The sequence below is a fragment of the Kitasatospora cathayae genome (assembly GCF_027627435.1).
GTDB lineage: Bacteria > Actinomycetota > Actinomycetes > Streptomycetales > Streptomycetaceae > Kitasatospora > Kitasatospora cathayae.
Window position 1 is genome coordinate 3,466,549 of the sequence record NZ_CP115450.1, and the last position, 13,084, is coordinate 3,479,632.

General features: G+C 70.3%; 15 protein-coding genes. 12 read left to right on the plus strand and 3 right to left on the minus strand.

What is annotated here, in order from left to right:
- Positions 1-113: 113 nt before the first annotated feature.
- The gene (locus tag O1G21_RS15225; RefSeq protein WP_270144172.1) at positions 114-1,307 is read right to left on the minus strand and encodes an NAD(P)-dependent malic enzyme; all 1,194 of its coding nucleotides are present in this window, start codon (positions 1,305-1,307) and stop codon (positions 114-116) included.
- A 586-nt stretch (positions 1,308-1,893) separates the two neighbouring features.
- Between O1G21_RS15225 and O1G21_RS15230 the strand changes: the two genes are divergently transcribed.
- The 5 genes from O1G21_RS15230 (at position 1,894) to O1G21_RS15250 (ending at position 6,676) form a co-directional block, all read left to right on the plus strand.
- A complete protein-coding gene (locus O1G21_RS15230; RefSeq protein ID WP_270144174.1) occupies positions 1,894-2,820 on the plus strand; it encodes an ABC transporter substrate-binding protein in 927 nt (308 codons plus the stop codon).
- 419 nt (positions 2,821-3,239) lie between these two features.
- A complete protein-coding gene (locus O1G21_RS15235; protein WP_270144176.1) occupies positions 3,240-4,166 on the plus strand; it encodes an ABC transporter substrate-binding protein in 927 nt (308 codons plus the stop codon).
- Between the two features lie 36 nt (positions 4,167-4,202).
- Complete coding sequence (locus O1G21_RS15240; RefSeq protein ID WP_270144178.1) at positions 4,203-5,177, plus strand: amino acid ABC transporter permease; 975 nt, start codon at positions 4,203-4,205, stop codon at positions 5,175-5,177.
- 44 nt (positions 5,178-5,221) lie between these two features.
- Positions 5,222-5,974 (plus strand): amino acid ABC transporter ATP-binding protein, encoded by a 753-nt coding sequence (locus O1G21_RS15245; RefSeq protein WP_405000807.1) that lies wholly within the window; start codon positions 5,222-5,224, stop codon positions 5,972-5,974.
- A 114-nt stretch (positions 5,975-6,088) separates the two neighbouring features.
- Positions 6,089-6,676, plus strand: a complete 588-nt coding sequence (locus O1G21_RS15250; RefSeq protein ID WP_270144182.1) for a CGNR zinc finger domain-containing protein — start codon at positions 6,089-6,091, stop codon at positions 6,674-6,676.
- Positions 6,677-6,690: 14 nt separating this feature from the next.
- Here the strand turns inward: O1G21_RS15250 and sodX are convergent, their stop codons facing one another.
- Positions 6,691-7,134, minus strand: a complete 444-nt coding sequence (sodX, locus tag O1G21_RS15255; protein WP_405000647.1) for a nickel-type superoxide dismutase maturation protease — start codon at positions 7,132-7,134, stop codon at positions 6,691-6,693.
- Positions 7,135-7,311: 177 nt separating this feature from the next.
- Here sodX and sodN point away from each other — a divergent pair, with 177 nt between their 5' ends.
- From sodN to O1G21_RS15280, 5 genes are all read left to right on the plus strand, one after another.
- Positions 7,312-7,707, plus strand: coding sequence for a superoxide dismutase, Ni (sodN, locus tag O1G21_RS15260; RefSeq protein WP_045699892.1), 396 nt, complete (start codon positions 7,312-7,314; stop codon positions 7,705-7,707).
- 398 nt (positions 7,708-8,105) lie between these two features.
- The gene (locus O1G21_RS15265) at positions 8,106-8,489 is read left to right on the plus strand and encodes a nuclear transport factor 2 family protein (RefSeq protein WP_270144186.1); all 384 of its coding nucleotides are present in this window, start codon (positions 8,106-8,108) and stop codon (positions 8,487-8,489) included.
- 9 nt (positions 8,490-8,498) lie between these two features.
- On the plus strand, positions 8,499-8,975 hold the full coding sequence (locus O1G21_RS15270; protein WP_270144188.1) for a GNAT family N-acetyltransferase: 477 nt from the start codon (positions 8,499-8,501) through the stop codon (positions 8,973-8,975).
- A 260-nt stretch (positions 8,976-9,235) separates the two neighbouring features.
- Positions 9,236-9,646 (plus strand): ATP-binding protein, encoded by a 411-nt coding sequence (locus O1G21_RS15275; RefSeq protein WP_270144190.1) that lies wholly within the window; start codon positions 9,236-9,238, stop codon positions 9,644-9,646.
- A gap of 153 nt (positions 9,647-9,799) precedes the next feature.
- Positions 9,800-10,792 carry an RNA polymerase sigma factor SigF gene (locus O1G21_RS15280; protein ID WP_270144192.1) on the plus strand — a complete coding sequence of 331 codons (993 nt, stop codon included), beginning with the start codon at positions 9,800-9,802 and terminating at the stop codon, positions 10,790-10,792.
- 116 nt (positions 10,793-10,908) lie between these two features.
- On the opposite strand, the gene O1G21_RS15285 is transcribed toward O1G21_RS15280, so the two are convergent.
- Positions 10,909-11,322, minus strand: a complete 414-nt coding sequence (locus tag O1G21_RS15285; protein ID WP_270144194.1) for a hypothetical protein — start codon at positions 11,320-11,322, stop codon at positions 10,909-10,911.
- Positions 11,323-11,372: 50 nt separating this feature from the next.
- Between O1G21_RS15285 and O1G21_RS15290 the strand changes: the two genes are divergently transcribed.
- Positions 11,373-12,344 (plus strand): diacylglycerol/lipid kinase family protein, encoded by a 972-nt coding sequence (locus tag O1G21_RS15290; RefSeq protein ID WP_270144196.1) that lies wholly within the window; start codon positions 11,373-11,375, stop codon positions 12,342-12,344.
- 370 nt (positions 12,345-12,714) lie between these two features.
- Positions 12,715-12,966 carry a WhiB family transcriptional regulator gene (locus tag O1G21_RS15295; RefSeq protein ID WP_014138019.1) on the plus strand — a complete coding sequence of 84 codons (252 nt, stop codon included), beginning with the start codon at positions 12,715-12,717 and terminating at the stop codon, positions 12,964-12,966.
- Positions 12,967-13,084 lie beyond the last annotated feature (118 nt).

The window sequence follows — 13,084 nt, forward strand, 5'->3', positions numbered from 1 at the left end:
CCTTGCCCGCCATCGGGCAGGAGGGGCCCACCCTCTCGGCAGCGGCGCGCCCTTCGACTCGGGGGGAACCGGGGGAGCGGCCGTCACAGTCGGCGCGCTCCCCCGACACCGCGTCAGATCCTGGCCACGCCCTCGGCGCGGGCGGCGTCGGCCACGGCCTTGGTGACCGCCGGGGCGACCCGCTCGTCGAACGGCGAGGGGATGACCTTCTGCGGCGTCAGCTCGTCGGCCACCACGCCGGCCAGCGCCTTGGCGGCGGCCAGCTTCATGCCCTCGGTGATCCGGGAGGCCCGCACCTGGAGGGCGCCGGCGAAGATGCCCGGGAAGGCCAGCACGTTGTTGATCTGGTTCGGGAAGTCGCTGCGCCCGGTGGCGACGACCGCCGCGTACTTGTGCGCCACCTCGGGGTGGATCTCCGGGTCGGGGTTGGCCATCGCGAAGATGAACGCGCCCTCGGCCATGGTCGCCACGACCTCCTCCGGCACGGTGCCGCCGGAGACGCCGATGAACACGTCGGCGCCGGCCAGCGCGTCGGCCAGCGAGCCCTTGAGGCCCGAGCGGTTGGTCTGCTCGGCGATCTCGGCCTTGACGTCCGTCAGGTCGCCGCGGCCCTCGTACACCACGCCCTTGCGGTCGCAGACGGCCACGTCGCCGATGCCCGCGGCCACCAGCATCTTGGCGATGGCGATGCCGGCCGCGCCGGCGCCGGAGATCACGGCCCGCAGCGAGCCGATCTCCCGGCCGGTCACCTTGGCGGCGTTCCACAGGGCGGCGGTGGTGACGATCGCGGTGCCGTGCTGGTCGTCGTGGAACACCGGGATGTCCAGGGCCTCCTGGAGGCGGCGCTCGATCTCGAAGCAGCGCGGGGCGGAGATGTCCTCCAGGTTGACGCCGCCGAAGGAGGGGGCCAGCCGGACGACCGTCTCGACGATCTCGTCCACCTCGGTGCAGGCGAGCGCGATCGGCACGGAGTCCACGCCGCCGAACTGCTTGAACAGGATGGCCTTGCCCTCCATCACCGGGAGCGAGGCCTCCGGGCCGATGTCGCCGAGACCCAGCACCGCGGTGCCGTCGGTGACCACCGCGACGGTGTTGGACTTCCAGGTGTAGTCGTTGACCAGCTCCGGCTGCTCGGCGATGGCCGTGCAGACCCGGGCGACACCGGGGGTGTAGGCGAGGGACAGGTCGTCCGCGTCGCGCACCGGCACGGTCGCCCGGATCTCCATCTTGCCGCCGCGGTGGAGCGCGAAAACGGCGTCGACCGGATCGTCGGTGTCCTGGGTGCTGCTGATGATCTCCGCTGCCACGATGACCTCTTCGTCATTGATCTGGCGAGGTGCGCGGCCGACGGGCAGGGCGGCCCCGTCCGGAAGCCGGAAACCGGGTACGCCGAAGCGGACCCGGGGTCGGGGTGGGGCGCTGTCGTCGGGTGGCGCCCTCGGATGAGGGTTTTATGGGGTCTTGTTCTTGATCCGCATTGTGCTACCGGGCCGAGCGTAGGTCGGACGGAGGCATCGCACCTATGCCTTTTCGTCCTCGTCACGTGCCGTTCATCGCCGTGCTGTCGCCTCGACTGGAGTCCGGCGTCGGAAGCGCCGGGCCCCGGCGGCGGCAACGGCGTGGAGGCACGCGCACCCACAGGAGTGAACGCAGACCCGTGGGGGAGTCGGCGCCCCGGATACGGAGCCACGTGATGACTTCCGGTCCTGGGCACCCCGAGCCTGTCGGGGCTCGTCGGTCTGGTTCGAGCGTCCGGGGGTCACCCGGTACCGAATTCTGACACACCCGCCGCCGGGCCCGGCAGGGCGGGATGACAGGATCGCATGTCCGTCATTCGCCGTACACCAGCGCGACACCGCGGCGCCCCGCGGTCCGCCCCCAGGAGCAGCCCTCATGCCTCACGTCCTCCCTGCCCACCGTCCGGCCGTCGCCGGAGTCGTCCTGGCCGCCGTCGGAGCCCTGTTGCTCACCGGTTGCGGCGGTGGCGGGCAGGCCGCCGCGAGCGACCCGGTCAAGGACATCCGGGCCAAGCTGCCCAAGGCCCAGCGCTCCGCCGGGGTGCTGCGCATCGGCATGGACGTCAACCTCACGCCGGTGGAGTTCCACGGCCCGGACGGCAAGCCGACCGGTCTGGACCCGGACCTCGCCGCCGCCCTCGGCCGGATCCTCGACGTGCGGGTCGAGTTCCAGGACACCCCGTTCGACAAGCTGATAACGGGCCTGCAGGGCAAGCAGTTCGACGTGGCGATGTCCGCGCTCAGCGACATCCGCCAGCGCCGTGAGGGCCTGGACGAGAACGGCAAGCAGGTCAACCCGGGCGTCGACTTCGTGGACTACTTCATCGCCGGGACCTCGATCGTCGTCCCGAAGGGCAACCCCAAGGGGATCCGCGCCCTGGACGACCTGTGCGGACGCACCATCGCCTTGCAGCAGGGCACCAACCAGGACGACATCGCCACCCGGCAGACGGCCGTCTGCGCCCGCACCGGCCGCCCGCTGACCGTGCACCGCTTCGACTCCGACGCCAAGGTGCTGGCCGAGGTCGCCTCCGGCGCGGCCGCGGCCGGCCTGAACGACTACCCGGTGGCCGCCTACGCGGCGAAGACCACCGACGGCGGCAACCGCTTCGAGGTGACCGGCACCCTGTCCACCTCCAACCCGTACGGGATCGCGGTGCGCAAGGAGGACACCGGGCTGCGCGACACCCTGTCCAAGGCGGTGGACCAGCTGATCCGCAGCGGCGAGTACGACAAGATCCTCGACAAGTGGAACGTGAGCGCGGGCGCGGCGCAGAACGCGGTGGTCAACGGGGGCATCTGAGCGGGGGCGGCGGGCCTCCCGGCAGAGCACAGGCGGATCTGCATACTTATACGCAGGGTGACAGGGGCACGCGATCCGTCCGAATAGCGGACGCCGCGGGCCCTTGTTATCCGATTTTGATCTGAATGAGGGCCACCTGACCGTCCTCAGATGGCAGGATTCCCCCCATCTCGGATCGATCCGGCCACTGGTCGAGGCGGTTCAGATCGACGTCCACCTCGGCGGAGGGTGGCGGAAAGCAGTACCCCGCACCACCCTGGGCTGCCCCCTGCGCCCAGGCAACTGCACCACCGGCAACGCCCGTACGACGACGTACAGCGACACCACCACCCGTACGGCTCCGTACGGCCAGCTGCCCCGGTGCGCCGCTCCCGCGGCGCGCTCCGCCCGATTTCTCTCCCCAGGAGGAGATCCCCCTCATGACCGCCCGTACCCAGCGCACCCGCCTCCTCGCGGCCGGCGTGGCCGCCGTGTCCGTGTCCCTCGTGCTGACCGGCTGCGGCAGCAGCAAGCCGTCCGGCTCCTCCGGCGTCAACGCGAGCGCGACGGTCCCCGCCGTGACCAGCGACGCGGCACTGGCCGCGCTCGTCCCGGCCGACGTCAAGTCCGCCGGCAAGATCGTCGTCGCCACCGACGCCTCCTACGCGCCCAACGAGTTCAAGGACGACAAGGGCGCCATCGTCGGCATGGACGTGGACCTGGCCAACGCCATCGCCAAGAAGCTGGGCCTGACCGCCGACGTCCAGAACGCGACCTTCGACGCGATCATCCCGGGCATCACGGGCAACAAGTACACGATGAGCATGAGCTCCTTCACCGACACCAAGGAGCGCGAGGCGTCGGTCGACATGGTCACCTACTTCAGCGCCGGCACGGGCGCCGCGGTCAAGAAGGGCAACCCGGAGAAGATCGACCCCACCGACCTGTGCGGCAAGAAGGTCGCCGTCCAGACCGGCACCACCCAGGCCGACTCGGTCAAGGACACCATCAACCCCGCCTGCACCAAGGCCGGCAAGCCGACCGTCCCGAACGACGGCGACAAGTTCGACCTGCAGACCGACGTCACCCAGGCGCTGGTCTCCGGCCGCGACCAGGTCATGCTGGCCGACTCCCCCGTCATCGACTACGCGATCAAGCAGACCAACGGCCAGCTGGAGAAGGTCGGCCAGGTGACCGACACCGCCCCGTACGGCGTCGTGCTGCCGAAGAACTCGCCGCTCTCCAAGGCCGTCCAGGGCGCCATCCAGTCCCTGATGGCGGACGGCACCTACAAGAGCATCCTGGAGAAGTGGGGCGTGCAGGCCGGCGCGATCGACAAGTCCGTCCTCAACGGCGCCACCAGCTGAATCCGCTGCTCTGAACACAACCCCTGAGGCCACACAGTGAACTCTTCCGACCAGGGGTCGGTGCACCCGGGACGGCCCGAAACCCTCAAGGCCGTCCCGGTCCGCCACCCCGGACGCTGGGTCGGGGCAGCAGTCGTCGCGGTCCTCGCGGCGATGCTGATCCACGCCCTCACCACGAATCCCCAGTTCCAGTGGGACGTCGTCGGCACGTACCTCTTCGACTCCTCGATCCTGCACGGCCTCGGCGTCACCCTCGAACTGACCTTCCTCTCCATGCTGATCGGCGTCTCGGGCGGCGTGATCCTCGCGATCATGCGCCTGTCGCCGAACCCGGTGCTCTCCAGCACCGCCTGGTTCTACATCTGGGTCTTCCGCGGCACCCCGGTGCTGGTCCAGCTGCTGTTCTGGAACTTCCTGGGCACGCTGTGGGCCAACATCTCGTTCGGCATCCCGTTCGGCCCGGCCTTCTGGTCCGAGCCGACCAACCAGGCGATCCCGCTGTTCGTCGCCGCCCTGCTGGGCCTGGGCCTCAACGAGGCCGCCTACATGGCGGAGATCGTCCGCGGCGGCATCCAGTCCGTGCCGCTCGGCCAGACCGAGGCCGCCCACGCGCTGGGCATGAGCCAGTTCAACACCATGCGGCGGATCATCCTGCCGCAGGCCATGCGGGTGATCATCCCGCCGACCGGCAACGAGACCATCTCGATGCTGAAGACCACCTCGCTGGTCTCGTCGATCGCCCTGGAGGAGCTGCTCCGGGCCGGCCAGAACATCTACTCCCGCACGTTCCAGACCATTCCGCTGCTGATCGTCGTCAGCATCTGGTACCTGCTGATGACCTCGATCCTCACCGTGGTCCAGTACTACATCGAGCGCTACTACGCCCGCGGCGCCAACCGGGTGCTCCCGCCCACGCCGCTGCAGCGACTGCGCCGGCTGTTCGCCGGCAAGCCCGTTCCGCCGGCCAAGGACGACGTGGTGCCCGGCCTCGAAGGAGGTGGCCACGTATGACCGATCTGACGAAGCCGCAGGTGACGGACGCCGTGGCGGTCCCGATGGTCGAGGCGCAGGGCGTGCGCAAGTCCTACGGCCTGGTGGAGGTGCTCAAGGGCATCGACCTGGAGGTCAAGAAGGGCGAGGTGTTCGTCCTGGTCGGCCCCTCCGGGTCCGGCAAGTCGACCTTCCTCCGGTGCATCAACCACCTGGAGAAGATCAACGGCGGCCTGCTCTCGGTGGACGGCGAACTCGTCGGCTACCGGATGAAGGGCGGCCGGCTGCACGAGCTGAAGGACCGCGAGGTCGCGCAGAAGCGCCGGGACATCGGCATGGTGTTCCAGCACTTCAACCTGTTCCCGCACATGACCGCCCTGGAGAACGTCATGGAGGCGCCGGTCCAGGTCAAGGGCGAGAACAAGGCCGAGGCCCGGGAGCGCGGGATGGCCCTGCTGGAGCGGGTCGGCCTCGCCGACAAGGCGAAGAACTACCCCTCGCAGCTCTCCGGCGGCCAGCAGCAGCGGGTGGCGATCGCCCGCGCGCTGGCCATGAAGCCCAAGCTGATGCTCTTCGACGAGCCCACCTCGGCGCTCGACCCGGAGCTGGTCGGCGAGGTGCTGGACGTCATGCGCGGCCTGGCCGAGGAGGGGATGACGATGATCGTCGTCACCCACGAGATGGGCTTCGCCCGCGAGGTCGGCGACGCACTGGTGTTCATGGACGGCGGCGTGGTGGTCGAGTCCGGCAACCCCCGCGAGGTGCTCACCAACCCCCAGCACGAGCGGACCAGGGCGTTCCTCTCCAAGGTGCTCTGAACCCGTACGGTCGGCGCCCGGCAGGCGACTCCCGGCCGGGCGCCGCCGTTTTCCCCAGCCGGGTAATAGGCTGGAAGCAATCAGCCCGTTACCGATACCCCTGGAAGGACCGCCGTGGAGCTCGCCTCGTACGCCGATCTCGCCGTTCGGCTGGTGAACACCGAGGAACCCGAGCGCGGCACTGACTCGCTGACCTCGGTGGACGCCGTGCGCGCCCTGTTCTCCGACTCGTCCCGTGCCGCCGCGCTGGCCGACGAGTCCGACGTGCCCCGGCTGCGGGCAGTGCGGACCAGGCTGCGCGGGGTGTTCGAGGCCGCCGCCGAGGGGGACGAGGTCCGGGCCGTCGACCTGCTGAACAGTCTGCTGATGGAGTACCCCGTCAGCCCGCTGGTCTCCGGGCACGACTACCCGGACGCCGCCGGCCGGCCGCGCTGGCACCTGCACCTGGCCGACAACTCGCCCACCGCCACCGCGCACTTCAGCGCCGTCGCCTGCATGGGCCTGGCCGTCCACCTCACCGAGCTGGGCGCCGACCGGCTCGGCATCTGCCAGGCCGCGCCGTGCCGCAACGCCTACCTGGACACCTCGACCAACCGCTCCCGCCGCTACTGCTCCGACCGCTGCGCGACCCGCGCCAACGTCGCCGCGTACCGGGCCCGCAAGCGGCAGGAGGCCGAGGCGGCACTGCACTCGGGCAACTAGCGCCTCGGGGGGGGTCAGACCTCTTCCACCCACACGCCGAGGCGGCGGGCCAGGCCCGGCACCCGGGAGAGCCGGGGGCCGAGCAGCAGTCGTTCCAGCCCGCGGCCCGGCGCCAGCCAGGCGGGGCTCGGGCGCAGCCGCAGCAGCACCCGGCCGAGCACCAGTTCGTCCGGGACCGGACCGTAGCTGCGGCTGTCGCTGTCCACCGGGCGGTTGTCGGACAGCAGCCACCAGCCCTTCGGGCGGCGCTCGGCGGCCCGCTTCACCACCAGCAGGTCCTGCTGGAGGGGGTGCCGGAACAGCACCACCGCCCCGGGCCGGATCGGCGCGCCGTAGCGGACCAGCAGCCGGTCGCCCTCGCGCAGGGTCGGGATCATCGACGGGCCCGCCACGTCGACCAGTCCGAACGGCAGCAGGCCACCGCCCGCACCGCCCTGCGGTTCCGTGCTCCGCGCCACGACTCCTCCTCCCGGACCGCCCGCCCCCAGTCTGCCGTACGGACCGTCATCCGTTCGGTGTCCGGATTACCCCGGTTCAGGGTCCGTCTTTTGCCCTAGGCCCACCGCCCGGCCGCGAAACCCGGAGGCCGGAAGGGTAGTCTCGGGCGCGGGAAGACGATCTAAGGAAGGACTCCCATGTTCTCTCGTCTGTTTGCACCGCGCGCCACCGCTCACGCCCACTGCGACCTGCCGTGCGGTGTGTACGACCCGGCGCAGGCCAAGCTGGAGGCCGAGTCGGTCAAGGCCACCCAGGAGAAGTACCAGGCCAACGAGGACCCGCACTTCCGCGCCCGCGCCATCATCATCAAGGAGCAGCGCGCCGAGGCCGTCAAGCACCACATCTCGGTGCTGTGGAGCGACTACTTCAAGGCCCCGCACTTCGAGAAGTACCCGCAGCTGCACCAGCTGATCAACGACACCCTGAAGGCCGCCTCGGCCGCCAAGGCGTCCACCGACCCGGCCACCGGCCAGGCCCTGCTGGACCTGATCGCCGAGGTCGACAAGATCTTCTGGGAGACCAAGCAGGCCTGAGCCTGACGCGTCGCCAGTCGACCGCCCCCGTCCGCTCCGCCGGACGGGGGCGGTCGTGCGTCCACGTGCGATCACCCCCCGGTGGGGGCCGATGGCCTGAGTGACCGTCATGCCGCCAGGGCGTCCGACGGAGAAGTCCGGTGCCGACCGCCCGAGGGGAGGCCCGGGCCTTCCCAAAGTCCTTCCCGCCGCCGACGAACGTCTCCGCGATCGGGAACGACCGGATCGTCGCATGGACTACGTCGACCTGGTCGAGGGCCCGCGCGACCCGGCCGCGATCAGCACCCCGGCCGACCTCCCGCGCACCGTCCCGGCCCGCCGACCGGCCCGATCGAAGCCCCCGGTCGGGCGTACGCTCGAAGTGCGAGCCGACGGACCCCGACCGGAGGAGCGAGACCATGAGCACCATGTCGGCCCCCGCCGCCTTCGACACCCGAGCGCTGCGCGAGGGCATCGAGCGCTGCGACGCCGAGACCCTGCTGGCGCTGTACGCCGAGGACGCCGAGCTGCGCGTGGTCGACCGCAAGACCCAGCCCAGCCACCCCCTGGTGATGCACGGGCGGGAGGAGATCGGCGCCATGCTGGACGACATCTACGGCCGCGAGATGACCCACAAGCTGGAGCAGGTGGTGGTCCAGGGCGACCACGTCGCCTTCCTGGAGTCCTGCCGCTACCCCGATGGGGTGCGGGTCCTGATGGCCTCGATGGCCGACCTGCGGGAGGGCCGGATCGTCGACCAGACCTCCGTCCAGGCCTGGGACGAGGCGGGGACCGAGCAGTAGGCTCGCGGCATGATCCGCACCGCCGTCGTCACCGACGTTCCCGTCATCCTGGCCATGATCCGCGAGCTGGCGGAGTACGAGAAGGCCCCGCAGGAGGCGGTGGCCACCGAGGAGCAGCTGCGCGAGGCGCTGTTCGGCGCCAACCCGGCGCTGTTCGGCCTGATCGCCGAGGACGACGTCACCGGCGAGCCGGTCGGTTTCGCGGTCTGGTTCCTCAACTTCTCGACCTGGCGCGGCACCCACGGGATCTACCTGGAGGACCTGTACGTCCGCCCGGCGGCCCGCGGCGGCGGCCACGGCAAGGCGCTGCTGCTGGAGCTGGCGCGGATCGCCGTCGAGCGCGGCTACGCGCGGGTGGAGTGGTCGGTGCTCGACTGGAACCAGCCCTCGATCGACTTCTACAAGTCACTCGGCGCGGTGCCGATGGACGGCTGGACCGTCTACCGGCTCACCGACGAGGCACTCCGGGACGCCGGGAGCCGTTGAACGGGCACACGGCGTACGAACGCACGGCATACGAACGCACGGAGTACGGGCAAAGGCCCTGCCACCCTGCGTCGCAATGCCTTACCATGAGTAACTCCCGCACCGGGTGCGGAGGTCAGACCCAGCGCTGGCGGAACTGCCGCATCGATACCCCCGGTCAGGGGTACCAACGGCGCAACCGGTAGCGGTAGAACAGCGGTAGCAGAGGCCCCCTCACCGGGGGTACCAAGCAAGCACAGCGCGTCACCCAGGAGGCAAGGGTGTCCCAGATCGACAGCGATCTCGGAGTTCAGGACTTCGTGGAGGTCCGGCTGCCCGCGGCGGGGGCCTATCTCTCCGTGCTGCGAACAGCGACGGCCGGGCTCGCGGCCCGGTTGGACTTCACCCTCGACGAGATCGAGGACCTGCGGATCGCGGTCGACGAGGCCTGCGCCATCCTGCTCCAGCAGGCGGTGCCGGGTTCCGTGCTGTCCTGCGAGTTCCGGCTGGTCGGCGATTCGCTGAAGGTGACCGTCGCCGCTCCGACCACGGACGGCAAGGCGCCCGAGCGCGACACCTTCGCGTGGACGGTGCTCTCCGCGCTGGCCGGCGAGGTGGACTCCTCGGTCGGCGAGGACAACACCGTGTCGATCAGCCTGCACAAGAAGCGCGGCGGGTCCGCCGCCCACTGACGGGCACCGAGCAGCACCCTGCAAGGGCCGTCCGCCGTTCCCCACCCGGGGCCCGACGGGCGGCTCCCGGTACCGCCCCCGGGCGGTACGACCAACGAGACGATGCCGGGGCCGACGGCCCCGGTGCTCCCGGAACGGAACGGGGGAATGGCCGTGAGTGATCTGGACCGTACCGGCCTCGCGACGGCGGGACCTGCCGTACCGACCCAGGCGAGCGTTCCCGGCCTCGCCGCCAACGACGAAGCGCACCCGAAGGACGCCCACCGGATGAGCCACCCGACCGAGCCGACGTCTGAGCCGACGCACGCCTCCGCTCCTGCGCCGGAACCGGCGGAGGACGCCGCGGACCTGCACGGCGCCGTGCCCGCCCAGGGCTCGCACCGCACCGGTGCGCCGGACCGGGAGGCCGCCCGCGCGCTGTTCGTCAGGTTGTCCGCGCTGCCCGAGGGCTCCCCGGAGCGCGTCGAGCTGCGCAACCAGTTGGTGCGGATGCACATCCCGCTGGTCGAGCACCTGGCCCGGCGGTTCCGCAACCGGGGCGAGCCGCTGGACGACCTGACCCAGGTCGCCACCATCGGACTGATCAAGTCGGTGGACCGCTTCGACCACGAGCGCGGGGTCGAGTTCTCCACCTACGCGACGCCGACCATCGTCGGCGAGATCAAGCGGCACTTCCGCGACAAGGGCTGGGCGGTGCGCGTCCCGCGCCGCCTGCAGGAGCTGCGGCTGTCGCTCACCACGGCGACCAGCGAGCTCTCCCAGCGGCACGGCCGCTCCCCCACGGTGCACGAGCTGGCCGAGCACCTGGGGATCTCCGAGGAGGACGTCCTGGAGGGCCTGGAGTCCGCCAACGCGTACTCCACGCTGTCCCTGGACGTGCCGGACAGCGACGACGAGTCGCCGGCCGTGGCGGACACCCTGGGCGCCACCGACGAGGCGCTGGAGGGCGTCGAGTACCGCGAGTCGCTCAAGCCGCTGCTGGCCCAACTGCCGCCCCGCGAGCAGAAGATCCTGGTGCTGCGGTTCTTCCGCAACATGACCCAGTCGCAGATCGCCGCCGAGGTGGGGATCTCCCAGATGCACGTGTCCCGGCTGCTGGCGCGGACCCTGGCCCAGTTGCGGGAGAAGCTCCTGGTCGAGGAGTAGCAGACGCCGAACGGCCGCCCAGCTCCCGCTGCGGCGGCCGTTCTGCCGTTCTGCCGTTCTGCCGTTCGGAATGTTGCGGGCCTGCGGCGGCCCGTGCGCCCAGTCCTGCCGCGTGCTCAGTTCTCCTGGACGTACAGGGCCGCCGTGGACTTCGGGTTGAGCAGCGCGCCGATGCCCACCAGACCGAGCAGGCCGACCAGCACGCCGGCCGCGATCATCGCGCCGCCGCTCTGGACCATGTAGTAGGCGACCGGCAGGCAGATCGAGTTGGTCAGCACCGCCGGGCTGCGGCCCCAGCGGCGCTCCTTGAGCAGCGCCCGGGCGGCCAGTATCGGCAGCACCCCGAGCAGCACGATGACCAGGCCGCCGAACTCGTTCAGGGCCAGCTGCTTGGCCTGCCCGGACAGCGCGGACACCATGTCGAAGATGCCGACGACGGCCAGCGCGGCGCCCTCCAGGGCGGTGATGGCGGCGCCCAGGGTGAGCGAAACCGGGCGAGCGGGTGCGGATGCGGAGGTTTCTGCGGTCACTCCAGCAGGGTAGCCGCCGGCCGGTCCGTACCGCCCCGTAGGCTTTCCCCATGCGCGCTCTCCTGGTCGTGAACCACAAGGCCACCACCACCAGTGGCCGGACCAGGGACGTACTGATCCACGCCCTGCGCAGCGACCTCAAGCTGGAGGTCGCCGAGACCCAGTACCGGGGCCACGCGCGCGACCTGGCCCGTGAGGCGGCGGCGGACGGCACGGTGGACCTGGTGGTGGCACTGGGCGGGGACGGCACCGTCAACGAGGTGGTGAACGGGCTGCTGACGCACGGCCCGGGCGACAAGGTCCCGCGACTGGCCGTGGTGCCGGGCGGTTCGACCAACGTCTTCGCCCGCGCACTGGGCCTGCCCAACGACCCGGTGGAGGCCACCGGCGCCCTGCTGGACGCGCTGGAGCACGGGCGCGAGCGGCCGATCGGACTGGGCAAGGCGATGACCGACGGGCTGCCGGACCGCTGGTTCACCTTCACCGCCGGCCTCGGCTTCGACGCCGGGGTGGTCGGCCGGGTCGAGGAGCAGCGCCGGGCCGGGCGCAAGTCCACCCACGCGCTGTACGTCGGGCAGGCGGTCAAGCACTACTTCACCCAGCGTGAGCAGCGCCGCTCGGGCCCGGTGGCCCTCGAACTCCCGGGCCACCAAGCCGTTCCGGGCCTGGTGCTGGCCATAGTCAGCAACACCTCGCCGTGGACGTTCCTCGGCAACCGTCCGGTGTATCCCTCGCCGCTCGCCTCCTTCGACACGGATCTGGACGTCTTCGGCGTCACCCGTATGACGGCGTTCGGTACGGCTCGAACGGTCCGTCAGATCCTGCGGTCGTACGCGCCTTCGAGTGACGGTGCCCCGCCGGCCGGGCCGTCCGGAAAACACGTCGTCTCCTATCACGACGTCAGACACTTCACCTTGGTTTCGCAGGAACCCGTCCCGTTCCAGGTCGACGGGGACCATCTTGGAGACCGGAGTCGCGTCAGTTTCACAGGCGTACGGCGGGCACTGCGTGTGATTGTGTGACCGGAAGCGGGGTTCGCCCTTCTTCTCGAACGCACAAGCCCCCTTCACTCCATAGAAGTACCGGCTGTGAGCTATGCGACACCGAAGAATCAAAAATTCCTCCCCGAAGGGGGTTGTATCCGAGCCCGAGGTTTGCGAACCTCTACATGGCGATCGGGACACATCGCAGCGACGGCAACTCCGGAACCACAGGAGCACCGACCGCGGAGTGCCCCTCGAATCGCCGAATCCCCTCCCAGCACAGACCACCCGGGCCCGGTGGGCCTTTGGTCTCTTTTGCTGTTGTGGGATTCGTGAAAGCGTTCACATTCACAAGCCATTCGATTATGCCGATCGGGCCACCCCCCGCGGCAGGAGGAGTTGGACGACCATGGACTGGCGCCACCGCGCTGTCTGCCGCGAAGAGGACCCGGAGCTGTTCTTCCCGATCGGGAACACCGGTCCTGCTCTGCTGCAGATCGAGGAAGCCAAGGCCGTGTGCCGCCGCTGTCCGGTGATGGAGCAGTGCCTCCAGTGGGCGCTCGAGACCGGCCAGGACGCCGGCGTCTGGGGCGGGATGAGCGAGGACGAGCGTCGCGCGATGAAGCGCCGTGCCGCCCGCAACCGCGCCCGCACCGCCTGATCAGCAGCGTCTGATCACACGCCGTAGCACCAGCAGTAACCGCCGTACCGATCAACACATGATCAAAGGCTTCCCTGCACTTCCTGGTGAAGCCTTCCGCACCAAGGGCCTTGCCCGG

Bases quoted from the DNA above. Each gene is read 5' to 3' on its own strand.
- O1G21_RS15230 (WP_270144174.1), top strand. From the start codon at position 1,894: ATGCCTCACGTCCTCCCTGCCCACCGTCCGGCCGTCGCCGGAGTCGTC.
- O1G21_RS15235 (WP_270144176.1), top strand. From the start codon at position 3,240: ATGACCGCCCGTACCCAGCGCACCCGCCTCCTCGCGGCCGGCGTGGCC.
- O1G21_RS15245 (WP_405000807.1), top strand. From the start codon at position 5,222: ATGGTCGAGGCGCAGGGCGTGCGCAAGTCCTACGGCCTGGTGGAGGTG.
- sodN (WP_045699892.1), top strand. From the start codon at position 7,312: ATGTTCTCTCGTCTGTTTGCACCGCGCGCCACCGCTCACGCCCACTGC.
- O1G21_RS15265 (WP_270144186.1), top strand. From the start codon at position 8,106: ATGAGCACCATGTCGGCCCCCGCCGCCTTCGACACCCGAGCGCTGCGC.
- O1G21_RS15270 (WP_270144188.1), top strand. From the start codon at position 8,499: ATGATCCGCACCGCCGTCGTCACCGACGTTCCCGTCATCCTGGCCATG.
- O1G21_RS15290 (WP_270144196.1), top strand. From the start codon at position 11,373: ATGCGCGCTCTCCTGGTCGTGAACCACAAGGCCACCACCACCAGTGGC.
- O1G21_RS15295 (WP_014138019.1), top strand. From the start codon at position 12,715: ATGGACTGGCGCCACCGCGCTGTCTGCCGCGAAGAGGACCCGGAGCTG.